This window comes from Blastococcus sp. OS1-29 (genome assembly GCF_057628075.1).
The window spans coordinates 263501-285578 of record NZ_JBXXJK010000006.1 but is presented as its reverse complement, the minus strand read 5'-3'; the positions used below and the strand labels follow the sequence as shown (position 1 = coordinate 285578).

23 protein-coding genes are annotated in these 22078 nt (G+C 72.2%); 11 read left to right on the top strand and 12 right to left on the bottom strand.

Translation table 11 applies throughout. The annotated features are described in order from the left end of the window. Nucleotides 1-36: 36 nt before the first annotated feature. From trpC to AC2H4J_RS17195, 5 genes are all read right to left on the bottom strand, one after another. The gene (gene trpC, locus AC2H4J_RS17215) at nt 37-846 is read right to left on the bottom strand and encodes an indole-3-glycerol phosphate synthase TrpC (RefSeq protein ID WP_487466107.1); all 810 of its coding nucleotides are present in this window, start codon (nt 844-846) and stop codon (nt 37-39) included. A 131-nt stretch (nt 847-977) separates the two neighbouring features. After that, nucleotides 978-1589, bottom strand: a complete 612-nt coding sequence (locus AC2H4J_RS17210; protein WP_487466106.1) for a Trp biosynthesis-associated membrane protein — start codon at nt 1587-1589, stop codon at nt 978-980. Further along, a complete protein-coding gene (hisI, locus tag AC2H4J_RS17205) occupies nt 1582-1941 on the bottom strand; it encodes a phosphoribosyl-AMP cyclohydrolase (RefSeq protein ID WP_487466105.1) in 360 nt (119 codons plus the stop codon). Before hisI ends, AC2H4J_RS17210 begins: the two co-directional genes overlap by 8 nt. 49 nt (nt 1942-1990) lie before the next feature. Beyond that, the gene (fabG, locus tag AC2H4J_RS17200; protein WP_487466104.1) at nt 1991-2731 is read right to left on the bottom strand and encodes a 3-oxoacyl-ACP reductase FabG; all 741 of its coding nucleotides are present in this window, start codon (nt 2729-2731) and stop codon (nt 1991-1993) included. Between the two features lie 22 nt (nt 2732-2753). After that, a complete protein-coding gene (locus AC2H4J_RS17195) occupies nt 2754-3902 on the bottom strand; it encodes an acyl-CoA dehydrogenase family protein (protein WP_487466103.1) in 1149 nt (382 codons plus the stop codon). A 66-nt stretch (nt 3903-3968) separates the two neighbouring features. Here AC2H4J_RS17195 and AC2H4J_RS17190 point away from each other — a divergent pair, with 66 nt between their 5' ends. Together AC2H4J_RS17190 and AC2H4J_RS17185 are read left to right on the top strand one after the other, a co-directional pair. Continuing rightward, nucleotides 3969-5666, top strand: a complete 1698-nt coding sequence (locus AC2H4J_RS17190; RefSeq protein WP_487466102.1) for an acetate--CoA ligase — start codon at nt 3969-3971, stop codon at nt 5664-5666. Beyond that, a complete protein-coding gene (locus tag AC2H4J_RS17185) occupies nt 5656-6699 on the top strand; it encodes an MBL fold metallo-hydrolase (RefSeq protein ID WP_487466101.1) in 1044 nt (347 codons plus the stop codon). The genes AC2H4J_RS17190 and AC2H4J_RS17185 overlap by 11 nt, the downstream gene beginning before the upstream one ends. A 24-nt stretch (nt 6700-6723) precedes the next feature. On the opposite strand, the gene AC2H4J_RS17180 is transcribed toward AC2H4J_RS17185, so the two are convergent. Genes AC2H4J_RS17180 through AC2H4J_RS17170 form a run of 3 tightly spaced genes read right to left on the bottom strand, consistent with a single transcriptional unit; the run spans nt 6724 to nt 10129 of the window. Beyond that, the gene (locus tag AC2H4J_RS17180; RefSeq protein WP_487466223.1) at nt 6724-7533 is read right to left on the bottom strand and encodes an enoyl-CoA hydratase/isomerase family protein; all 810 of its coding nucleotides are present in this window, start codon (nt 7531-7533) and stop codon (nt 6724-6726) included. A gap of 2 nt (nt 7534-7535) precedes the next feature. Further along, nucleotides 7536-9281 carry an acetate--CoA ligase gene (locus tag AC2H4J_RS17175; protein ID WP_487466100.1) on the bottom strand — a complete coding sequence of 582 codons (1746 nt, stop codon included), beginning with the start codon at nt 9279-9281 and terminating at the stop codon, nt 7536-7538. An 11-nt stretch (nt 9282-9292) separates the two neighbouring features. Next, the gene (locus AC2H4J_RS17170; RefSeq protein WP_487466099.1) at nt 9293-10129 is read right to left on the bottom strand and encodes an amidohydrolase family protein; all 837 of its coding nucleotides are present in this window, start codon (nt 10127-10129) and stop codon (nt 9293-9295) included. A gap of 51 nt (nt 10130-10180) precedes the next feature. On the opposite strand from AC2H4J_RS17170, the gene AC2H4J_RS17165 reads away from it, so the two are divergent. The 3 genes from AC2H4J_RS17165 (at nt 10181) to AC2H4J_RS17155 (ending at nt 12680) form a co-directional block, all read left to right on the top strand. Continuing rightward, nucleotides 10181-11563, top strand: coding sequence for an aldehyde dehydrogenase family protein (locus tag AC2H4J_RS17165; protein WP_487466098.1), 1383 nt, complete (start codon nt 10181-10183; stop codon nt 11561-11563). Between the two features lie 77 nt (nt 11564-11640). Further along, on the top strand, nt 11641-12111 hold the full coding sequence (locus tag AC2H4J_RS17160; RefSeq protein WP_487466097.1) for a MaoC/PaaZ C-terminal domain-containing protein: 471 nt from the start codon (nt 11641-11643) through the stop codon (nt 12109-12111). Further along, nucleotides 12108-12680, top strand: coding sequence for a DUF6158 family protein (locus AC2H4J_RS17155; RefSeq protein WP_487466096.1), 573 nt, complete (start codon nt 12108-12110; stop codon nt 12678-12680). The genes AC2H4J_RS17160 and AC2H4J_RS17155 overlap by 4 nt, the downstream gene beginning before the upstream one ends. A 37-nt stretch (nt 12681-12717) precedes the next feature. On the opposite strand, the gene AC2H4J_RS17150 is transcribed toward AC2H4J_RS17155, so the two are convergent. Then, nucleotides 12718-13890: a thiolase family protein gene (locus AC2H4J_RS17150; protein WP_487466095.1), complete on the bottom strand. Its 1173-nt coding sequence runs from the start codon at nt 13888-13890 to the stop codon at nt 12718-12720. A gap of 37 nt (nt 13891-13927) precedes the next feature. On the opposite strand from AC2H4J_RS17150, the gene AC2H4J_RS17145 reads away from it, so the two are divergent. The 6 genes from AC2H4J_RS17145 (at nt 13928) to AC2H4J_RS17120 (ending at nt 18886) form a co-directional block, all read left to right on the top strand. Continuing rightward, nucleotides 13928-15796, top strand: a complete 1869-nt coding sequence (locus tag AC2H4J_RS17145; protein ID WP_487466094.1) for a flavin-containing monooxygenase — start codon at nt 13928-13930, stop codon at nt 15794-15796. Between the two features lie 91 nt (nt 15797-15887). Beyond that, complete coding sequence (locus AC2H4J_RS17140; RefSeq protein WP_487466093.1) at nt 15888-16301, top strand: FAS1-like dehydratase domain-containing protein; 414 nt, start codon at nt 15888-15890, stop codon at nt 16299-16301. 3 nt (nt 16302-16304) lie between these two features. Beyond that, a complete protein-coding gene (locus AC2H4J_RS17135; protein ID WP_487466092.1) occupies nt 16305-16742 on the top strand; it encodes a MaoC family dehydratase in 438 nt (145 codons plus the stop codon). Beyond that, on the top strand, nt 16739-17494 hold the full coding sequence (locus AC2H4J_RS17130) for an SDR family oxidoreductase (RefSeq protein ID WP_487466091.1): 756 nt from the start codon (nt 16739-16741) through the stop codon (nt 17492-17494). Before AC2H4J_RS17135 ends, AC2H4J_RS17130 begins: the two co-directional genes overlap by 4 nt. Before the next feature lie 55 nt (nt 17495-17549). Next, the gene (locus tag AC2H4J_RS17125) at nt 17550-18122 is read left to right on the top strand and encodes a TetR/AcrR family transcriptional regulator (RefSeq protein ID WP_487466090.1); all 573 of its coding nucleotides are present in this window, start codon (nt 17550-17552) and stop codon (nt 18120-18122) included. Beyond that, the gene (locus AC2H4J_RS17120) at nt 18119-18886 is read left to right on the top strand and encodes an SDR family NAD(P)-dependent oxidoreductase (RefSeq protein ID WP_487466089.1); all 768 of its coding nucleotides are present in this window, start codon (nt 18119-18121) and stop codon (nt 18884-18886) included. The genes AC2H4J_RS17125 and AC2H4J_RS17120 overlap by 4 nt, the downstream gene beginning before the upstream one ends. Before the next feature lie 67 nt (nt 18887-18953). Here AC2H4J_RS17120 and AC2H4J_RS17115 read toward each other — a convergent pair whose 3' ends face one another. From AC2H4J_RS17115 to fdxA, 3 genes are read right to left on the bottom strand one after another with little or no spacing between them, the layout of a single operon-like run. Next, nucleotides 18954-20135, bottom strand: coding sequence for an acyl-CoA dehydrogenase family protein (locus tag AC2H4J_RS17115; protein WP_487466088.1), 1182 nt, complete (start codon nt 20133-20135; stop codon nt 18954-18956). Then, on the bottom strand, nt 20132-21733 hold the full coding sequence (locus AC2H4J_RS17110; protein ID WP_487466087.1) for a thiolase C-terminal domain-containing protein: 1602 nt from the start codon (nt 21731-21733) through the stop codon (nt 20132-20134). The genes AC2H4J_RS17115 and AC2H4J_RS17110 overlap by 4 nt, the downstream gene beginning before the upstream one ends. After that, nucleotides 21730-22071, bottom strand: coding sequence for a ferredoxin (gene fdxA / locus AC2H4J_RS17105; protein ID WP_487466086.1), 342 nt, complete (start codon nt 22069-22071; stop codon nt 21730-21732). The genes AC2H4J_RS17110 and fdxA overlap by 4 nt, the downstream gene beginning before the upstream one ends. Nucleotides 22072-22078: the final 7 nt, after the last annotated feature.

Sequence of the window (22078 nt, the reverse complement as noted above, 5' to 3'; positions counted from 1 at the left end):
AGCCTGCGAGCGGTGGGGGGGCAGGAGGGTCCTTTCTCAGCGGGTCGTGCGCGGGGTGGCGGGGTGCGAGCCGGCGGTGACCAGGTCGGCGACCGCCTGCCGGGCGTCGCCCGCGGTGACCAGGCCCTCGCCGACCAACACCGCGTCGGCGCCGGCCGCCGCGTAGCTGATCAGGTCGTGCGGCCCACGGACCCCGGACTCGGCCACCTTGACCACGCCGGAGGGCAGGCCGGGCGCGATCTTCTCGAAAGTCGAGCGGTCGACGTCGAGCGTGGTGAGGTCGCGGGCGTTCACCCCGATGACCGAGGCCCCGGCGTCCATCGCCCGGTCGGCCTCGCGCTCGGTGTGCACCTCGACCAGCGCCGTCATGCCGAGGGACTCGACCCGCTCCAGCAGGCCGACCAGGGCGTTCTGCTCGAGGGCGGCCACGATGAGCAGGACGACGTCCGCCCCGTGCGCCCGGGCCTCGTGCACCTGGTAGCTGCTGACGACGAAGTCCTTGCACAGGATCGGCACGTCGACGACCGCCCGGACGGCGTCCAGATCGGCCTGCGAGCCGCCGAACCGGCGCCGCTCGGTCAGCACGCTGATGACCCGGGCGCCGCCGGCTGCGTACTGCGCGGCCAGCTCTGCCGGGTCGGGGATCGCGGCCAGGTCGCCCTTCGAGGGGCTGCGGCGCTTCACCTCGGCGATCACGCCGACGCCCGGCGCGCGCAGCGCGGCGAGGGCGTTCAGGGCGGGGCGGGCGTCGAGCGCCGCGGCCTTCACCTCGGCCAGCGGATGCTGGGCCTCACGGACGGCGAGGTCCTCGCGGACGCCGGCCACGATCTCGTCGAGCACCGTCATGAGTGATCGCCCACGAGCTCCGTTGCCTGTCGCACGTCCGTCCCCTCGCCGGTCGGATGGGTTGACCCACTCTAGATGCGGCCTTCCGGGGCCCGTCCGGGGGGCAGGATCAACGGGCCGCGGGGGTTCCGCTACGGGCTCGGGTCCTGGGTCGGATCATCGCCGCGGTCGAGCGCCTTCCAGGCCGCCTGCGCCCGGTCCTCGTCGGTCTCCGGACGTCGGGCTGTGGCGGGTGCGGCGGCCCCGGCGCGCTCGTAGCGACGTCCCATGGCCGGCCATGTGCTCCCCCGCAGGACGGCCACCAGCCCGGCGCCGATGCCGAGCAGGCCGGCCACCAGGGCGAGGACCGGCCAGGCGGCGGCGACGTGCACGGTCACCTGCCCCGCCGTGCGGCCGATACCGGGCAGCTGGGCCGAGGCGTCGGAGAGCCCGCCGGCCAGCACGCGGCCCCCCGACCAGGCCAGCACCCCGCCCGCGGCCGCCATGAGCAACCCGACGACCGCCCGCCCGGGCCCGCGGACGGCGAGCAGGGCGACCGCCGCCGCCAGGAGGACGAGCCCCGCGGCCGGCACCAGCGGGGCCGCGTCGGCGCCGCTGAGCACGCCGCTCACCGGGGGCAGGGGCGCCTCGCGCTCGGCGGTGACCCGTGCCCAGCCCTGCCCGCCGGCGATCAGGGCCAGCGCCCCGGCACCGACGGCGCCGAGAACGGCGGCGCCCAGCTCGCGGCGCGCCGCCTCAGCCATGCGGGTCGACCGGCAGCTCGCGGTAGAAGCAGCTGCGCTCACCGGTGTGGCAGGCGGCGCCCTCCTGGTCGACGAGCACGAGCAGCGCGTCGCCGTCGCAGTCCACCCGCACGCCACGCACCCACTGCCGGTTGCCGGAGGTCTCGCCCTTCACCCAGTACTCGCCCCGGCTGCGCGACCAGTAGGTGGCCCGCCCGGTCGTGAGGGTGCGGTGCAGGGCCTCGTCGTCCATCCAGGCGAGCATCAGCACCTCGCCGGTGTCGTGCTGCTGGACGACGGCGGCGACGAGTCCGGCGGCGTCACGGCGCAAGAGCGCGGCGACCCCGGGATCGAGCGGCAGAGCGGCGGACATGACGCCCAGTGTTCCGCACGCCCCGTTGAGCGGTCCGACAACGGCCCACTCACATGAGGCGACCGCCCGTGACCTCCAGGACGGTGCCCGTCATGTAGCTGGACAGGTCCGACGCCAAGAACAGCGCGACACCGGCCACCTCCTCCGGCTCGCCCGCCCGGCCCATCGGGATCTCGGTCATCTTGTGGTCCCAGGCCTTCTGCGGCATCGCTTCGGTCATGGCCGTGCGGATCAGCCCCGGCTGGACGGCATTGACCCGCACGCCGTGGTGCGCCAGCTCCTTGGCCGCGGCCTTCGACAGGCCCACGATTCCTGCCTTCGCGGCCGAGTAGTTCGTCTGCCCGACCATGCCGACCTTGCCGGAGATGGAAGACATGTTCACGATCGACCCGGACTTCCGTTCCCTCATCATCGCGCCGGCGAGCCGGGTGCCGTTCCAACAGCCTTTGAGGTGGATGTCGATCACCTCGTCGAACTGCTCCTCCGTCATGGTCCGCATCGTCGCGTCACGGGTCACGCCGGCGTTGTTGACCATCACGTCGAGCCGGCCGAACGACGCGACTGCCAGGTCGAGCAGCACCTGCACCTGGTCGGCCCGCCGTACGTCGCAGACGGCGGCAACGGCGGCGGCGGAACCGCCCAACGACGCGACGGCCGCATCGAGCCGCTTCTCATCCAGGTCACCGAGCACGACGCGCGCGCCCTGCTCGGTGAACGTCCGGGCCATGGCCAGTCCCAGGCCCTGGGCGCCTCCGGTGATGACGGCAACGCGGTCCTGCAAGAGGGTCATGTCGGTCCGTTTCGGTGGTTGGTCAGTGCCAGATGGAGTGCCGGGAGATCCACTGGCCGGCGATCACGGTGCGCTGGATCTCGTTGGTGCCCTCGCCGAGGATCATCAGCGGCGCGTCGCGGAAGTAGCGCTCGACGTCGTACTCCTTGGAGTACCCGTAGCCGCCGTGCACCCGCATGGCATCCAGGGCCACCTGCATGGCCGTCTCGGAAGCGAAGAGCTTGGCCATACCGGCCTCCAGGTCGGCGCGGACGCCGCGGTCGAGCCGTTCGGCCGCGTCGGCCGTGAGCAGCCTCGCCGCCTGCACCTTGGTGGCCATGTCGGCGATGAGGTTGCCGACGGACTGGTGCTGCCAGATCGGCTTGCCGAACGACTCCCGCTCCTGGGCGTAGCGGGTCGCATCCGCCAGGGCCGCCTGGGCGACCCCGACCGCCCGCGAGGCCACTTGGATCCGGCCGACCTCCAGCCCGCGCATCATCTGCTGCCAGCCCCGGCCGGGCTCGCCTCCGAGCACCGCCCCGGCCGGCACCCGCATCGCGTCGAAGGCCAGTTCGCAAGCCTCGATCCCGCGGTAACCGAGCTTGGGGATCTTCGCCGAGATCGTGAGCCCGTCACCCGGTTCGACCAGTAGGACGCTCATGCCGCTGTGCGCCGGCTCGGCATCGCGGTCGGTCCGGCACAGCAGGCCGATCAGACCGGAGTGCTGCGCGTTGGAGATCCACGTCTTCCTGCCCGTGATCTCGAAGTCGTCACCGACCCGTGGCGCGTACGTGCGCATCGCCTGCAGGTCGCTGCCGCCACCGGGCTCGGTCAGGGCCATGGTGGCCCGGAGGACGCCCTCGGCCATGCGCGGCAGGTAGGTCTGCCGCTGGTCGTCGGTCCCGTACGTCGCGAGCAGATAGGAGATGACCGAGTGGCCGCCGATCGCGCCGGCGAGACTCATCCACCCGCGCGCGAGCTCCTCGGTGACCCGGGCGAAGCAGGCCGTGCTGACCCCGCTCCCGCCGTGCTCCTCGGGAACCAGGAGGCCGAAGAACCCAAGCTCCTTCATCTGCTCGAGGAGGTCCTCGGGGTAGCGATCGGGTTCCTCGAACTCTCGGACCCGTGGCCTGACCTGCTCGTCGACGAACTCCGCGACGACGGAGACGAGCTCCTGCTCATGCCCGGCCAACGTGCCCACTGTGAACTCCCGTCGACAGCTGTGGACTGATCGATCGACCGATTGTAGGTTGCGGCCATGAAGGACATGTACCCCTCGTACGCCTCCGTGCCGGAGGGTTGGCTGGTGCCCCCGGAAGGGCAGCCCGAATACCTCGAGCGGCCCGAGTCGGCCGTCGGGGACACCCTGAACCTCACCGAGGCGCTGGTCGACCGGCACGTGCGCGAGGGGCGGGGGGACCGTGTCGCCATCCACCTCGCCGACCACGGCAGCCGGTACACCTATGCCGACCTCAGCCGGGAGAGCGCCCAACTGGCCCACGCACTGCAGGGGCTCGGCGTCGGCTCCGGTGACCGGGTCGCCGTCCGCTCTCCCAACCGGCCCCAGGCGCTGATCGCGTTCCTCGCCGCCTGGCGTCTGGGTGCCATCTCGGTTCTCACCCCCGCCGCCGCCCGGCGCGACGAGCTGCGCTTCTTCCTGAACGACACACTGGCCAAGGTGCTCGTGGTGGCCAACACCAGCGCGTGCGTTGACGAGCTGGATGCGCTGGACCGGACCGACATCCCGTCGGTGGAGCACGTGATCGCCTACCCGGACGCCGCGGGCACCGAGCACCTCTCGTGGGAGGCGCTCACCGACGGGCGGCCGGAGACCTTCGACCCGGCACCGCATCCGGCGGACGCCGTCGCCGTCATCTGGCACACCGGCGGGACGACCGGGATCCCGAAGGCCTGCTACCACACGGCACGACGCCTGCTGCTCGCCGCCGAGTGCACCGCTGCCGGGTACGACGTGGCCGACGACGACGTCCACATGTTCCCCGCCCCGATCGGACACGCCGCCGGTTGGCTGTCCCGGGCCACGTTCTCGCTGGTCGCCGGCATCACGTTCGTGGAGCTCGAGGACTTCAGCAATCCCGAGAAGGTGCTGCGCGCGGTGCACGACCACCAGGTGACCTGGCTGTTGGCCATGGGCACGACCTGGGCGCAGATGCTGCCGATCGTCGAGAAGGATCCCGCCGCGTACGACCTCTCCTCGCTGCGCCGGACCTACGCCCCGTTCATCACCAGCAACGGCCAGTGGCTGCACGAGGCATGGCGCAAGCACGGGTTCGATCTGCTCAACCCCGTGGGGAGCACCGCCTTCGCCGCCTGGTTCTTCATTCCGCCGAACGACGGGCGCACTCCCCCGCTGAGCATCTGGGCGCCGACGGACGGGTGGGTCACCCGAGTGGTGATGCCCTACACCTCCCCACTGGTGGACGTGCCGCCCGGCGAGATCGGGCAGCTGGCGGTGCGGGGGGTCACCGGGCTCACGTACTGGAACCGCCCGGAGCTGCAGTCTCGCGACGTCCGCGAGGGGTGGACGGTCACCGACGACCTCGTCCGCGTCGACGTCGACGGCCTCTACTGGTACATGGGCCGGTCGGACATGATGATCACCCCCGGCGGTCACAAGGTGGCGCCGGTGGAGGTCGAGCAGGCCCTGTCTGCGCACGAGGCCGTCGCCGAGGTCGCCGTCATCGGCGCGCCCGACGCGAAGCTCGGTCAGACCGTCATGGCGTGGGTCGTCCTGACTCCGGGCACCGAGCCTGACGACGCGCTCCGCGCCGAGCTCCAGAAGTTCGTGAAGGACCGCCTGGCTCCCTACAAGTACCCGCGGCAGATCGTCTTCATGGACCAGCTGCCCCGCGACCCCCTCGGGAAGATCGTGATGAAGACCCTCGCCGCCTGGGCGAACAGCGGCGAGCTCCCGGCGGGTTCGCGTGTCCGCTGACCTGCCCGACTGGACCGACGCCGGCGCCTTCCCGGTGGCCCCCGGGGTGCACCGCGTGCCGCTCCCCCTTCCCATGGACGGCCTGCGGGCGGTCAACGTCTATGTCATCGAGGACGACGACGGCCTCGTCATGATCGACGGCGGCTGGGCCCTCGAGCAGTCCCGGAGTCAGCTCTCGGTGGCGCTGGGCTCCTTGGGTTACCGGCTCGGCGACATCCGCCGCTTCTTGGTCACGCACCTGCACCGCGACCACTACACCCAAGCGGTCAGCCTGCGTCGGGAAGTCGGCGCCACGGTCAGCCTCGGCATCGGCGAGAAGCCGGCAATCGACCTGCTGCTCACCGACGACCCGCTGCGCCGGTTCGAGCCGCAGATGGTGGCGCTTCGCGCGAGCGGCGCCGACGCGCTCATCGCACGGCTGCAGCGGGCGGAGGTGATGGAGGGGCCGCCCGAGGACTGGGAGTCGCCCGACGACTGGCTGGAGAAGGGAGCCCAGATACCGCTGCGGGGACGGACACTGCTTGCGATCCCGACGCCCGGCCACACGCAGGGCCACGTCGTCTTCGCCGATCCGGACGCGGGACTGCTCTTCGCCGGCGATCACGTCCTGCCGCACATCACGCCGTCCATCGGCTTCGAGCCCATCCCCGCGGAACTACCCCTGGGCGACTATCTGGACTCGCTGCGCGTGGTGCTCGAGCTGCCGGACCTGCGGCTGCTCCCCGCGCACGGACCGGTCACCGACAGCGCGCACGGCCGGGTCAAGGAACTCCTGGACCACCATGACGACCGCCTCGCGCGGTGCCTGGCCGCGGTCACCTCCGGAGCGTCGACGGCATACGAGGTCGCCAGGCTCCTGGGCTGGACCCGCCGGCAGCGCCGCCTGGACTCACTCGACGACTTCAACCAGATGCTGGCCGTCGTGGAGACCCACGCCCATCTCCAGCTGCTGGCAGCCACCGGCCGGGTCCACGCGAGAACCGTCCACGGCCCGACGATCTACACGCCGTCCGCGGGTAGCCCGGGGGCCTGACCAGGAGCGCCCCGGTCCGGAGGCCTAGACCCGGGCCGGGGCTGCTGCCCCGGCGGCGAAGCGGCGAACGGCGGCGGCATGCTCGGCGGATTCCTGACAGCGCAGGGTCGCCTCGATCTCGTCCCGGACGGCGTCGCGCAGACCGGGCACGGCGAGCAGGTCCTTGGTGGCGCCCACCGCGGAGACGAACGACCCAGCGGCCAGCTGCTGAGCCCGCTCGGCCAGTGCCTCCCGCAGGTCGCCGTCCGGCACGACCACGTCCACCAGTCCGAGGCCCAGCGCGTCCTGCGCACCGACCCGCTCTCCGGCGATCAGCAGGCGCCGCGCAGCCCGGTCCCCGGCCTTCGCCGGGAGCAGACGGGTGACCCCCCAGTCGCCGGGCAGCGCCAGCGCCGGCCAGGCGGGGACGAACACCGTGCTCGCCGCGGCGATGCGCACGTCGCAGGCGAGCGCCAGGCCGATCCCCGCGCCGGCCACGGCCCCGTGCAGTCCCGCCAGGGTCGGCTGCGGCAGCTCGGCCAGCCGGACCACGACGTCGAAGGCGCGGGTGAGCCGGTTTCGCTCCGCGGTGCGGGCGCGGCCCAGCTGCTCGCCGCCGAGAAGGTGGCGCTGCGGCCGCTCGGCCATGTCACGGACGTCGGACCCGGCACAGAAAGCGCGGCCGTTGCCGCGCACGGTGACGACCGCGACCTCCGGGTCCTCGCGCACCTCGTCCATGGCTGCGTGCAGGTTCTCGACGAGGTGCGCGTCTATGGCGTTGAGCCGGTCGGGCCGGTCCAGGAGCAGCTCGGCCACCCTGCCGGTTCGCGACCGCGTCAGCCCCCGGGCCGGCATGGTCACGCCGTCGTGCCCGTCTGGGCCTGCAACTGCTCCCGCAGCCGCCGGCGCTGGATCTTGCCGACGCCGTCCTTGGGCAGCACGTCGACGAACTCGATCCGGCGCGGGTACTTGTACGACGCGATGGCGTCCTTGGCGTACGCCTGCAGCTCCGCCGCCAGCCCGGGACCGGCCGTGGCCGTCCCGTTCACCACGACAACCGCCGTCACGATCTGCCCACGGACCTCGTCGGGCGCGGCCACTACGCAGACCTCGGCCACCGCCGGGTGCGAGGAGAGCGCGCGCTCCACCTCGATCGGCGCGACCTGCCGGCCGCCCGTCACGATCATGTCGTCGAGCCGCCCGTGGAACCACAGCCAGCCGTCGTCGTCGCGGAGGTAGGCATCGTCGAGCAGGCTCCAGCCGTCGACAACGTCCTGCCGGCTGCGCTCCCTCGCCGCAGGGTGCTTGTTGATCCAGTACGTGATCCCCGAGGGCCCGCGGACGGCGAGCCGTCCGGGCTCGCCGTCCGCGGCGATGCCGCCGTCGGGCCCCATGAGCCGCGCCTCGTAGCCGGGCAGCGGCGCGCCGACGGAGAGGCCGGGCGCGGACTTCACACCGGCCATGCTGGAGTCGATGAACAGGTGCCGCATCGGGGTCATGCCGACCGCGTTGCGCAGCGGGACGGGCATGAGGGCGTCCCACTTCTCCTGGGCGGTGGGGTCGAGCACCTCGCCGGAGCTGAGCGCGCTGGTCAGGGCCAGCTTCTCCGTCACTTCGGGCGCCGGCGGATCGGTCAGCATCATCCGGTACATGGTCGCCGCCCCGGCCATCGCGGTGACGCCGAACTCTGTGAGCGCCGCCCACATGTCCGCCGGTCCGGGGCGGTCGATGAGGACGACGGCGCCGCCGGCGCGCAGCGGGAAGTTGACCTTCTCACCGTTGCCGAACGCATGCCCGATCGGTGCGTGGGTGAGGAAGACCGAGTCCTCCCCCGCTCCACGGGCCGCGTTGTTGAGGTCGGCCAGGGCTACCTCGGCGGCGTGGGTGTGCAGGCAGCCCTTGGGCAGCCCGGTGGTGCCGCCGGTGTAGTAGATGCCGGACGCGTCCAGCGGCTTGGTCGGATACGGCTGGAAGACCTCCGGCTGGTCCGCGCCGATCTCGTCGAGCGTCGGGCCTCCGGCGACCGACCCGGGCCAGCCGACGACATGTCGGACGGTCGGCGTCGCGGGCAGCGCCTTCTCGAGTTCGGCGGCGTGCGCGCTGGAGCAGACGACTGCGACCGCCTCGGTGTCGTTCGCCATGAACGTCACCTCGCCGGCGGCCTCGAGCACTGACGACGGCACCACGATGCCACCCAGGCGCCACACCGCGAGCTGGACGACGACCGTCTCGGGAACGTCCGGCATGCGCACCAGCACGCGGTCCCCCGGCCGCACCCCGGTGGCGACCAGACCCGCCGCCGTCCGCGCGACGCGCCGGAGCAGGTCGCCGTAGGTCCAGATGGCCCGGCCGGCCGCGCCCGTACCGATGAGGGCCGTCCGGTCCGGCCCCAGGCGGGCGATCGTGTCGTCGAGCAGGGCGACGCACGCATTGAGCGGCTGGCTGGACCAGGCGTAGGACAGCTCGGGGGCGCCGAACGTGAGCAGTGGGAGCTGGGCCGGATCCGGCAGGAAGCGGCGCGGGACGTTGCCGAAGACGGTCGCCCCCCAGGTGGTGGCGACGCCCTGGTCCGCGGTGTCCATTTCCCGGATGTCGTTGTCCACGGTCGTTCTCCTCAGTTCGCTTCGATATCGGTCGGGAACTTCAGGTCGAACAGCCGGGCCGCGTTGCGCCAGAGCGCGTTCTCGATGAGCTCGGCAGAGAAGGGCAGCTCGCGGAACCGGTCGGCCAACTGCCGGATGGGCGGTGAGGAGGGCCAGTCACTGCCGAAGAGCACCCGGTCGGCCACCCGCTCCAGCTCGGGGAACAGTTGAGCGATCCGGCGTGCCGGCAGGCCGGAGAGCTCCATCCACACGTTCGGCCGCATCCGAGTGAGCTCGAAGACCTGCTGGGTCCAGAAGCCACGCCCGGAGTGCGCGCAGAGCACCTGCAGATCAGGGAAGTCGGCGGCGACCTCGTCGACCAGCAGCGGGTCGCAGAAGCGCAGCTTCGCGCCCGGGAAGATCGACGACCCGACGTGCACCATCACCGGGATGCGGCGCTGCTCGGCGAGTGCGAACAGCGGATACAGCGAGCGGTCGTTCGCCGGCAGTTGGTGGCTCATCGGATGGACCTTCAGCCCCCGCGCACCGGCGTCGATCGCAGCGGCGAAGCGCCGGGCCGCGTCGGGCGCCGAACGGGGGTCGTACTGGACGAAGGGCAGGATCCGGTCGGTGCCGACAGCCTCGTCCAGCGCGTACTCCTGCACCGCGTCCCGGCCGCTGGGGATGGCCACGGCGACGTCCACGCCCTGGCTGTCCAGATGGGCGAGCAGCCGCTCGCCGGTGGTTCCCCCATCGGCCAGCAGGGCGCGCGTCTCGGGTGCGGCCAGCTCATCGGCCAGGTGGAGCCCCTCGGGAATCCAGCGCTCACGGCTGCCGACGTGGACGTGACAGTCCACGAGCGTTGACATGCCGGTTAACGTACCAATCGACTTATCAATCGACCAAGGGTGAGGCCGATCGTGTCCCTCTCCGTTCATGCCCCCGACGACGGCACCCTGCTGGGCGAGCTACCCGCCGACGATGCAGCCAGCATCGACGCCAAGGTCCGCTCGGCCCAGCGAGCCATGACCGGCTGGATGGCCGCCGGACCCATGCATCGCGCAGAGGTGCTGCTGCGGATCGCGGCGGACACCCGGGAGGCGCTCCCCGAACTGGCCGAGGCGCTCTCCAGAGAGCAGGGGAAGACCCGCAAGGAGGCACTCCTCGAGCTCGAGCGCTACATCGGGCCCTTCCTGCAGTACGCCGGGCTCGCCACGGGCGTCGGTGGGCGGCACCACCAGCTCGGCGGCGGTGTCTCCGGTCACGTCGAGCGCGGGCCGGTCGGCGTCGTCGCGGCGATCGTGCCGTGGAACTTCCCCGCATCCCTGTTCGGCAGCAAGGTGGCTCCCGCCCTCGCGGCCGGTTGCGGCTTCCTCATCAAGCCCGCCGAGACCACTCCCCTGATCACCCTCCGGCTCGCCGACATCGCCCGAGCACACCTGCCCGAGGGCCTGCTCGACGTCGTGATCGGCGGCCCCGCGGTCGGGGAACTGCTCGTCGACCACCCCGAGGTGGCCCGGGTGGCGTTCACCGGATCCACCGCGGTCGGCCGGCGGATCGCCGCGCATGCCGGCCAGGGCCTCAAGCGCGTGAGCCTCGAGCTCGGGGGATGCGATCCGTTCGTGCTCCTCGCCGACGCCGACACCGGCGCTGCGGCACGGTCCCTCATGGGCACGCGCTTCTACAACGCCGGCCAGGTGTGCGTGGCACCCAAGCGGCTGATCGTCCAGGACGCCGTTGCCGACGAGATCATCGAGCTCCTGACCGCCCGCATCGGCCGCGTCGTGCCCGGTCCGGGACTGGCCCCGGGTTCGACCATGGGCCCGCTCCACACCGAGCGGGGGCGGGCAGTCCTCGAGGACCAGATCGCCGACGCGGTGGATGCCGGAGCCGAACTGGTCGGCGGCGGCCGCCCGGACGGGAACGGGACCGAGCGTGGCTGGTTCGTCCGTCCCGCGCTCCTCCTGGATCCGCCGCCCGGCGCCCGGGTCCGCACCGAGGAGACCTTCGGCCCCGTCCTGTCCGTCGTGCGCGTCCGGGACGAGGACGAGGCGGTCGCCGTGGCCAACGAGACGCCGTACGGCCTCGGCGCGTCCGTGTGGTCCTCCGACCGCGAGCGCGCCTGGTCCGTGGCCCGGCGGATCCCGGCCGGCTACACCTGGATCAACGCCCTGGGCCGGGTCTACGACGAGCTGCCCTTCGGCGGCGTCCGGGCCTCCGGGTTGGGCCGGGAGCACGGCATCGAGGCGCTGGAGTCCTATCTGGAGGACCGCACCTTCATCTATCCCGCCGGGGCGGACTGAGACCGGTTCCGCCCCGAGCAGACCGGCGCGTCCGCGCGCCCCCGTTCCCGACGACTCCAGTGACAGGTGAGAACCACATGTACTTCGAGGACCTGGCCGAAGGTGCGGTCTACCGCACCGGCTCCCACGTTCTGACGCCCGGTGAGCTGCACGAGTTCGCGGCCGCCTACGACCCGCAACCGATGCACCTGGACCGCGACTTCGCGTCCCGGGGGCCGTTCGGCGACGTCATCGCATCCGGCTTCCAGACCATGGCGCTGGCCTGGCGGCTGTGGGTGGAGACCGGCATGGACGACCACGGGCGGGGCGGCATCGCACTGGGCGACGTCCGCTGGCACCGGCCGCTCTACGCCGGGACGGAGGTGCGCAGCATCGTCCACATCGAGCACGTCCGCGTCACCAGCCAGGGCAAAGGTCTGGCCACGATGCGCTTCGAGCTGGTGGACCAGGACGACACCCTGCTGCTGGAGTTCTCCACCACGGGCCTGTTCGCGCGCCTGGCCGAGGAGAGCGTGGCCGACGAGGTCGCCGGGGCGGTGGAACGGTGAACGCGGCGGGCTCCCCGGAGGGCGCGCAGGGCGTGCCCGCCCGGGAACTGTCGGACCACGAGCTCGAGCAGCAGGGCACCTACGCGCATGCGACCCGGACGTGGGTGCTGCTGCACGGGACCGCGACCCAGTTCCGCAACCACACCGAACGCATGCTCGAGCTCGAGCAGGAGTACATCCGGCGACACCCCAAGCGGACCTGGCAGGCGGTCGCCCGGTCCGAGGACGACGCCGCGGGACTGGACCCGCTCAGCCGCCTCCGACTGGAACTGCGCGGTGTGATGAACCAGATCGACGCGCTGATCTCCGACCCCGTCCCCGTCCCGGATCCGAGCGGGACGACCAGCGACCCGGCAGCGGCGGCCACCGAGCTGCTGAGCCGGTTCGCCGCAGCCGACGGTGGCCGCCTGCACAAGCTGGAGGCGCACCAGCTGGCCCGCGAGGTCCAGCTGCCGCCGGTCGCGGTGGCCGCGCTGTACAAGTCCGAGCCGCCGCTCCTGCGAGCCGAGGGTGACTTCCGCAGCCTGACCGCGGAGGGACGACGCAGGGTCGAGCAAGCGGGCGCCTGAGCCCGTCCGGTTCGACACCGGACGGGCCCCCGTGGGCTCAGGTCGCCAGGACGTGCACGCACTCGGCCGCGGCGTCCCCGGCGACCCATCCCCCGCCGTTGTCGGCCAGCGCGATCCGCGCGCCCGGGACCTGGCGCGGTCCCGAACGGCCGCGCAGCTGGTCGCAGAGCTCCACCACCTGGGCGCACCCCGTGGCCCCGATGGGGTGGCCACGGGCGAGCAGGCCACCGCCGGTGTTCACCGGTCGTGCTCCCCCGAGGTCGGTCACGCCGTCGCGAATGAGGCGCGCACCCTCACCGGGCCCGCACAGCTGCAGGGACTCATAGCGCGTCAGCTCGGAGGAGGCCGCGGCGTCGTGGAGCTCGACGACGTCGAGGTCCTCCGGCCCCAGCCCGGCCCGCTCATAGGCCAGCCGGGCCGAGCGCACCCCGGCCGGCTCTCCCGAACCCGGCGCGGATCCCGACTGCAGCACCGAGGCCAGCACCCGGACCGGCGTGCCGATGCCGAGTGCCCGGGCCCGCTCGGCCGACGCGACCACGACGGCAGCCGCCCCGTCGCCGATCGGCGAGCACATCAACCGGGTCAGCGGGTCGCTGATGAGGGGGTCGGCGAGGACCTGTTCCACGGTCACCTCGCCGCCGTACTGCGCCTTGGGGTTGAGCGCCCCCAGCCGCTGGGCCTTCACCACCACGCGCGCGAGGTCCTCGACGGTCGCCTCGCTGTCGGCCAGGTACTCGCGCACCTTCGCCGCGTAGACGTCCATGAACGGGGACGCGGAGTCCAGGTCCACATCGTCCTCCACGTCGAGCGCGGAGGCCACGGCCAGCACCGGCCGGCGCCGGTCCTCGTGGGTCATCTTCTCGGCCCCGACGACGAGCACGAGGTCGTACTGGCCGGAGGCCACCGCGGTGCACGCCAGGTGCAGGGCAGTGGACCCCGTGGCGCAGGCGTTCTCCACGTTCACCACCGGGATCCCGTGGATCCCCATGCTGCGGAGGGCCACCTGCCCACGCACCATCTCCTGGCCCGTGATCAGCCCGGCGATCGCGTTCCCGCAGAAGGCCGCCTGGACGTCGGTCGCGGTGATCCCCGCGTCGGCGAGCGCGTCGTCCACCGCCTCCCGCACCAGGGCGCGCAGCGGGGTGGCCAGCGCCTTCCCGAACCGGGTGATCCCTGTTCCGACCAGCGCGACATCCACCATGCGGGCCATCTTGATAGATTGACCGATTTACAGCAAGGTGTTCGGCATGACAGCTCCGAACCCCCGCGGCACCGTCGCGGACGAGGTCGCCGCGGCCTGGGCGGCCCGGCTCGGTGCAGCATTGGTAGACGCCGACCCGGAGCGAATCGCCGATTGCTTCGTGGCGGACGGCCACTGGAAGGACCTCCTCGCGTTCGGCTGGGACTTCCGCGCGTACTCCGGCCGCGAGGAGATCCGGGCAGGCTTCGCGGAGACGCTCGACCGCACCCGGCCCCGCGGCGTCCGCAGGGCTCCCGACCGCTCGGCACCACGGTTGCTCAAGCGGTCGGGACGGCCGGTCGTCGAGGCCTTCCTGGATCTCGACACCGACGTCGGACGCGCGAGCTGTTTCGTGCGCCTGCTGCTGGACGAGGCGGATGCGACGGCCTCGAGGGCGTGGATCGTGCTGACGGCCCTGCAGGAGATCCGCGGCTTCGAGGAGCGGATCGGGGACCGGCGGCCGACGGGGGCCGGGCACCGGACGGACGTCGCCGGCGAGAACTGGCTGGACGAGCGCCTCCGTGCGCAGCGGTTCGAGGACCGCGATCCGCAGGTCCTGATCGCCGGTGGCGGCCACGCCGGCCTGAGCGTCGCCGCGCGGCTCCAGCAGATGGGCGTCGACGCCCTGGTGGTGGAGCGGAATGCCCGCCTCGGTGACAACTGGCGACACCGTTACCACTCGCTGACCCTGCACAACGAGGTTTGGGCCAACAGCCTCCCCTACCTGCCGTTCCCGCCGACCTGGCCGACGTTCCTGCCCAAGGACAAGCTGGCCGGCTGGCTCGAGGCGTACGCCGAGTTCATGGAGCTCAACGTCTGGACCGACACCGAGTTCGTCCATGCCGCCTTCGACGAGGAGGCAGGCCGGTGGACCGCTCGCGTCCGGACGGGCGACCGGACCGAGCGGGTCCTGCGAGTCCCCCACATCGTGATGGCGACCGGCAGCGTCAGCGGTGTCCCCCGCATGCCGGAGTTGCCCGGACTCGACTCCTTCGGCGGCGAGGTCCTGCATTCCAGCCGTTTCTCCAGCGGTGCCGCGTACACCGACCGGCGAGCCCTGGTGGTTGGCACGGGCAACAGCGGTCACGACGTCGCCCAGGACCTGCACGGTCACGGTGCGTCCGTGACCATGGTGCAACGCAGCCCGACCTGCGTCCTCAGCCTCGAACCGAGCGGGACCATGGTCTACGCCCTCTACTCCGAGGGCCCACCCGTCGAGGACGTCGACCTCATCACGGCGGCGATCCCCTACCCGCTGCTGAAGAGCAGCTACCAGTGGCTCACGCGCAGGACGTGCGAGCTGGACCGCGGCCTGTTGGACGGGCTGCACGCCGTCGGCTTCGAGACGGACTTCGAGCCCGATCTGACCGGATTCCACATGCGCTACCTGCGCACGGGCGGCGGCTACTACATCAACGTCGGCTGCTCGGACCTGCTCGCCCGGCGCGAGATCGAACTCGTGCAGGCGCGGGACATCGACCGGTTCACCTCCGACGGGCTCCGGATGGCCGACGGCACCGAGATCCCCTGCGACCTGGTGGTCCTGGCGACAGGCTACGAGAACCAGCAGGAGGGCGTCCGGCGCCTCCTCGGCGACGACGTCGCAGACCGGGTCGGGCGGATCTGGGGGTTCGACGACGACCACTTCATGCGCAACATGTGGCGGCGGACGCCGCAGCAGGGCCTGTGGATCATGGGCGGCGCCATGAACGAGTCGCGGCTGTACTCGCGCATGCTGGCCCTGCAGATCCGTGCGGATCTCGCGGGCCTGCTCCCGTCGACGTCGAGCGGCGCGGTCTCCGCGGAGGCTCGCCGCGCAGACGGGCTGGACCCCGCCGCGCCCCCACCGGAGGGGCGCCTGCGACTCGATCCTTGATAGATCGACCGATTTGGAGCAAGCTGAGCCGGCAGCGTGCGCGGGACGCGTCTCCGCAGCCGGTTCGCAGGGACGACGGAAGAGGTTTCGAATGGCCAGGCAGGTAGGACACCGGTTCCCGCCACGGGAGTTCACCGTGGATCCGGTCCGGGTCGAGGAGTACGTGCTGGCACTGGGCGTCGACCCCGAGCCGGATTACCGGGCCGAGTCCGGGGCCGTCGTCCCGATCGGCTTCTTCATGTATGTCACGGCCTACGGTGCCGGCCCCGTGCACGACATGCTCGATTTCGACATGCTCCGCACGGTCTACGGCGGCAGCGAGGTCGAGTACCTGCACCCGGTGCGCGTCGGCGACCGGCTCCTCGTGACGCCGGAGATCTCCTCGGTGACCGAGAAGGACGGCAAGTCGGGGCACCTCACCTTCGTCGAACTGACCACCGAGTACGCCCGTGAGGACGGCACCGTCGTGGTCGTCGAGCGCTCGAACACCGTGCAGAGGGGCTGAGACATGGCACTGGAGAACAGGGCACTGGAGAACAGGGCACTGCAGATCGGGGACGAGCTACCTGAGGTCGTCACCCCGCCGATCGACCGGCTGCGCATCGCCTACATGGCCGTGTCCATGCGCGACCCGAATCTCGTGCACGTCGAGGACTCCTACGCCGCCAAGTCCGGGCTGCCCAGCGTCATCGCGCACGGCACCTTCGTGACCTCGTACGCGGGTGCCGCGATCAGCCGCGCCGTCGGAGTCGATGCGATCCGGAAGATCCGGGTCGACGTGACCGCCCCGGTGTTCCCCGGGGACGTGCTGCGCACCCGCGCGGTCGTCACCGGTGCCGAGCCCGCGCCCGGGGGGCGACTCCTGACGATCGACGTGACGGTGACCAATCAGGACGGCGTGCGGGTCGGCCGGGGGACGGCCGCGGTCGAGCAGCCGGCGGCATGACCAACCCGACCCCGCCGTCGGCCCCCGTGGCAGTGGTCACGGGGGCGGCTCAGGGGATCGGTGCGGCGGTGTGCGGCGCCCTGCTGGTCGAGGGCTGGCGGGTGGCAGCCCTCGACCTCCAGCCGCCCGTTCCGCCCGCACTCGCCGACCTGGCCGCCGGGCACGAGGGCCGGTGCAGCTACCACCAGGCCGACGTCGCCGACCCGGCCGCTCTCCGGGCCGCCCTCGACGAGGCCACCCGCGTGCTCGGGCCGCCCGTCTGTGGGGTGGCCAACGCCGGTACGTGGCGCGACGCCCGGCTCCACCGGATGACCGACGAGGCGTGGGACGAGGTGGTGCGGGTGGATCTCACATCCGCCTTCCTGCTGACCCGGGCGCTGTGGCCGGGGATGAAGGACGCCGGCTTCGGGCGCCTGGTGTACATCTCCTCGATCGCCAAGGACGGCAACGTCGGACAGGCGAACTACGCGGCCGCGAAGGCGGGGCTCGTGGGCCTCGGTCGCACGGCGGCCGCCGAAGGCGCTCCCGTGGGGGTCACGGCCAACATCATCTGTCCCGGCGTGATCGAGACCCCTGCCCAGGCCGACTTCCGCGCCCGGGCGCCGGAGGCATTCGAGGCATTCCTGTCCCGGGTCCCGATGGGCCGGGCCGGGTCGCCGGCGGACGTCGCCGCCGTCGTGCGGTTCCTCTGCAGCCCCGACGCGGGCTACGTCACGGGGCAGACGATCTACGTGGACGGCGGTCTGTCCTGACCAGGGATTCTAGAGTGAGGCGTTCCATACCGTCAGTGGAGAAGCTGGGGCACAGATGACCGAGGAGTTCGAGGCCAAGCGGCGGGACATCCTGGAGGGGGCCTCGGAGGTCTTCGTCCGGCGAGGGTTCGCGGCCGGCACCACCAAGGAGATCGCCGCAGAGGTGGACCTCAGCCAGCCGGCGATCTACCACTACGTCGGCTCGAAGGCCGACCTCCTGCGTGAGATCGCGCTGCACGTGGACCGCGAGATGAGTGCGGCCCTGGATGCCGGCCTCGCGTCGTCCGGCGACCCCGAGGAACAGCTGCGGGGCGTCATCCACGAGTTCACCGCCGCGGTCGTCCGCGACCGCCGAGCGTTTGCGGTGTTCTTCCAGGAACTGCACTCCCTGGAGCCGGACGTCCGCGAAAAGATCGCCGCCGACGAGCGGGACTTCGTCGCGAAGGTGGGCCGGCTGATCACTGCTCTGCAGAAGCGCGGCCGCATGCCCGCAGGTCCGCCCGTGGTACTGGCGGAGGCGGTCCTGAGCATGCCGAGCTGGATGTACCACTGGTACCGCCCGGGCGGAAAGCTCCGGGCGAGGGACATCTCCGACATCTACTGCCGTCTGATCGGGCTGGAGACATGACCACGCACGGCACAGCCTCGATGAGTGGACAGGTCGCCCTGGTGACTGGGGCCGGGCAGGGCGTCGGCGAAGCGATCGCCACCCGGCTCGCCGGGGCGGGTGCCGACCTGGCCCTGGTCGACCTGCGGGCGGACACCGTGCGGGCCGTGGCCGAACGGATCGCCGCCGAGACCGGCCGGGTGGTGCGCCACTACGCCGCCGACGTGCGGGATCGCGAGGCCCTCGCGTCGGTGGTGAAGGACGCCGAGACCATCACCGGCGGGCTGGACGTGCTGGTGAACAACGCCGGGATGTGGATCAGCGGCCGCTTCATCGAGTCGTCCCCGGAGGACTGGCAGACCCAGCTCGACATCAACCTCGGCGGGGTCCTGCACTTGTGCCACCTCGTCGTCCCAGGGATGACCGGGCGTGGGTACGGCCGGGTGGTCAACGTCATCTCCGATTCGGCCCGCGTGGGCGAGCCCGGGGTGTCCGTGTACGCAGCGGCCAAGGCGGGGGTCGCCGGTTTCTCCCGGGTGCTGGCCAAGGAGGTCGGCAAGCACGGCGTCACGGTCAACTGCGTGTCGCTCTCCACCACCGTGACCCCTGGCGCGCACGACACGTTCACCGAGGAGCAGCTGGAGCGGATGCCGAAGTTCTACCCGGTCCGTCGCCTCGGCCGTCCCGAGGATGCCGCCGCAGCGGTCGCCTACTTCGCGAGCCGTGACGCCGAGTGGGTCACCGGGCAGACCCTGAGCGTCAACGGCGGGTACGCGACCCTCTGAGCGATGGTCTAACGAACGCCGGCCCCCCACCTGACGGACGGCGGCCGGCGGCCGGCGGCCGGCGGGCCTACCGCCCGAAGAGGTCGCGGGCGAGCGTGTTGAGCGCGCTCTCGGTCGTGCCCCCGGCGATGGTCCAGCCGCGAGCCTCTCGGTAGACGCGCTCGGCCGCATGGTCGGAGGACCGGACCACTCCTCGCCAGCCCATGGCCTGGATCGCCGCCTCGGATGCGGCCACCGCAACCTCGGAGGCAGCGAGCTTGGCCATCGCCGTCTCGACCGCCGGCGGGAAGCCGTTAGCGTCGGAGAGCCGGGCGGCACGATAGGTGAGCAGGCGCGCCTGCTCGAGCTGCAGCGCCAGCCGGGCCCACGTCCACCGCAGCCCCTGGTGGTCGGCCAGCCGCTGGCCACCCTGACTCCGGTCGCGCAGGTGGCCCACCGCGCGATCGATCGAGCCCTGGGCCACGCCCAGGCAGATCCCGGCGATGCCGAGGCGCAGCGCGTCGTACATGTGCAGGGTGTCGCGCAGGCCCTGGTTCGACCCCGCCTCCCCCCCCACGAGGACGTGGTGCGGGGGCACGGTGCACCCGTCGAAGCGGACCGCCACCTCCGGGATGGCGTTGCCGCCCATCTTGGTCCAGGTGGACTCCACCTCGAGGCCCGGCGTGGTCGAGTCGACGAGGACGGCGCCCAGACCGTGCAGCCCGTCCCCACCGAACCGGCCGACGACGAGCAACGCGTCGGCCAGCCCGCCGGCGGTGACGAAGCACTTGTGGCCGTCGACGCGCAGCGAGCCGTCGTCGAGCCGCGTGACGGTGGTGGCGATGTCACTGAGGGCCGTGCCGGCTTCGTACTCGGTGATCGCGATCGAGATGATCGAGTCCCCGGACAGCACCCGTGGCACCCACTCCGCTGCCAGCTGTGGATCTCCGAGGCGGGCGATCGCGTAGCCGGGCCCGTTGAGCGCCACATGGACCGCTTCGGTGAGCACGAAGGACCGGGCCGCCAGCTGTTCCTGCAGGATCACCGCGTCCATCCGGGACCCGCCCCGCCCACCCTGGTCCTCGGGGTAGGTCAGCCGGAGCACCCCCTCATCGGCCAGCCGGCGGTACTCCTTCCATGGGAACTCGCCGCGCTCTTCCCACTCGTGGTCGTCCGGCGCCAGCTCGGCGGCCAGCCGTACAGCCCACTCACGGACGGCGACCTCACCCTCGGACAGCCCGTACTTGTCGGCGATACCCAGCCCGCTCACGGGACGCGCCGCAGGACGCCGATGGTGCACGCGTTGGTCTCCAGCTCCAGCACGGTGCCGCCCATCGTGTGCAGCAGGGCGACGCCGGGGTCGGCGACCTGCCGGTCACCGGCCTCCCCCCGCAGCTGCCGGACCAGTTCGGTGACCTGCGCCAGCCCGGTGGCGCCCGGCGGGTGCCCGCGCGACAGGAGGCCGCCACTCGGGTTGAGCACGGCGCCGGTGGAGCCGCCGGCGAAGCCTCCCGCCAGCAGGCGTTCCCCCGCGGTCCCCGCCTCGGCCAGTCCCAGGTACTCCAGATTCGTGAGCGCAGCCGGGGCGAAGGCATCGTGCAGCTCCACGACCCCGACGTCGCGCGGGTCGATGCCGGCCTGCGCATAGACCGAGCGCGCCACGCGCTGCACGACGCTGCCGCCGGTGAAGCGGTCCTTGGTCAGCCCCGTGTGCAGGCCCAGTGCCGCGAGCTGCACCTGCGGGTGCGCCAGCCGGCCGGCCAGGTGGTCGGCGACCACGACCACGGCGGCGGCACCGTCGGCGTTGGGGGCGCACTGGAAGAGCGTCAACGGGTCGGCGATGGCGCGGGAGTCCAGCACCTCCGCGCGGGTGACCGCGCCGCGGCGGAACGCGTTCTCGTTGCCGACCGCGTTGCGCCGGCTGCGCACGACCACCTCGGCGAACGCCTCGACGCCGACGCCGTACATCGACCGGTAGCGGTCACCTACCAGGGCATAGAGGGACGGCAGGGTCACGCCGATGCCGGCGACCGGGTCGTCGCGGTCCAGGGCGATGAGTCCGCCACCGGAACGAACCGGCACGTCCGCGCCGACGGCGACGACGACGTCGGCCATCCCGGCGCGCACCAGGGCGACCGCCTCGGCCAGCGCGGACGTCCCGCTGGCGCAGGCGTTCTCCACGTTGACCAGTCGCCGCCCGCCCCACGGCACGTGCCGCAGCATCCGCTGCCCGAGCGCGGCCGTGGAGAAGGCGCTGCCGACGACCACGGCGTCCACATCGTGCGGGGACAACCCGGCATCGGCGACCGCGGCCAGGGCGGCCCGGCCGGCGAGCTCCTCGGCCGGAAGGTCGGGGCGACCGAACGCCGTCGTCGCCACGCCCGCCACCGTGACGTCCAGCGGGCCGCCGCGCGCGGGCCGCACCGATCCGTCGGGTGCTCCGGTGTCCCGGTTCCCCGACGGGACGATTTCACCGGCGGGATCGGCCGCGAAGAGGGGGCCGACGACGGGACCGGTCTCGTCGTCCCGGAGGTGCCCGGTCCGGACGGTGACGACAGCGCCGTGATCGGGTGCCTCGTCCTGGAACCGGACCATCACCCGCAGGTCGCCTGCCAGCTCCACCACGCCGACGTCATAGGTGTCCGGGAAGCCCGGAGGCGCGACCCGGACGTGGGAACGCGCCACCACCCGCCCGCTGCGCGGCAGCAGACAGGGGCGCGTCTCCGAGCCGCACCGCCAGCAGAAGGCACGTGGCGGGAAGGACGGCGTCGCACAGCTGACGCAGACCGCCCCCCGCAGTGCCGCGGCCCCCGAGTCGTACCAGGAGCCCTCGCCGAGGACCCGCGGAGAGCCGACGGCCGTGGTCATGCGTCGACGTCCGCGGCCTGGACCATCGGCGTGTCGACGCCGATGCGGCCGAGCTTCGCGGCGCCGCCGGGCGAGCCCAGCGGCGCCGGACGACCGGGCAGGACCTCGAGGAAGAACCGGGCGTTGTCGGCGACGTGATCCTGGTCGTCGCCCGGAACCTTGCGGTGCGGAGAGATGGCCTCGACCGGGCAGACCGCCTCACAGGCCCCGCAGTCGATGCACTCGTTGGGCTGGATGTAGAGCTTGCGGTCGCCCTCGTAGATGCAGTCGACGGGGCACTCCTCCATGCACGACTTGTCCATCGTGTCGATGCAGGCACTGCCGATGACGAACGGCACGTCAGCT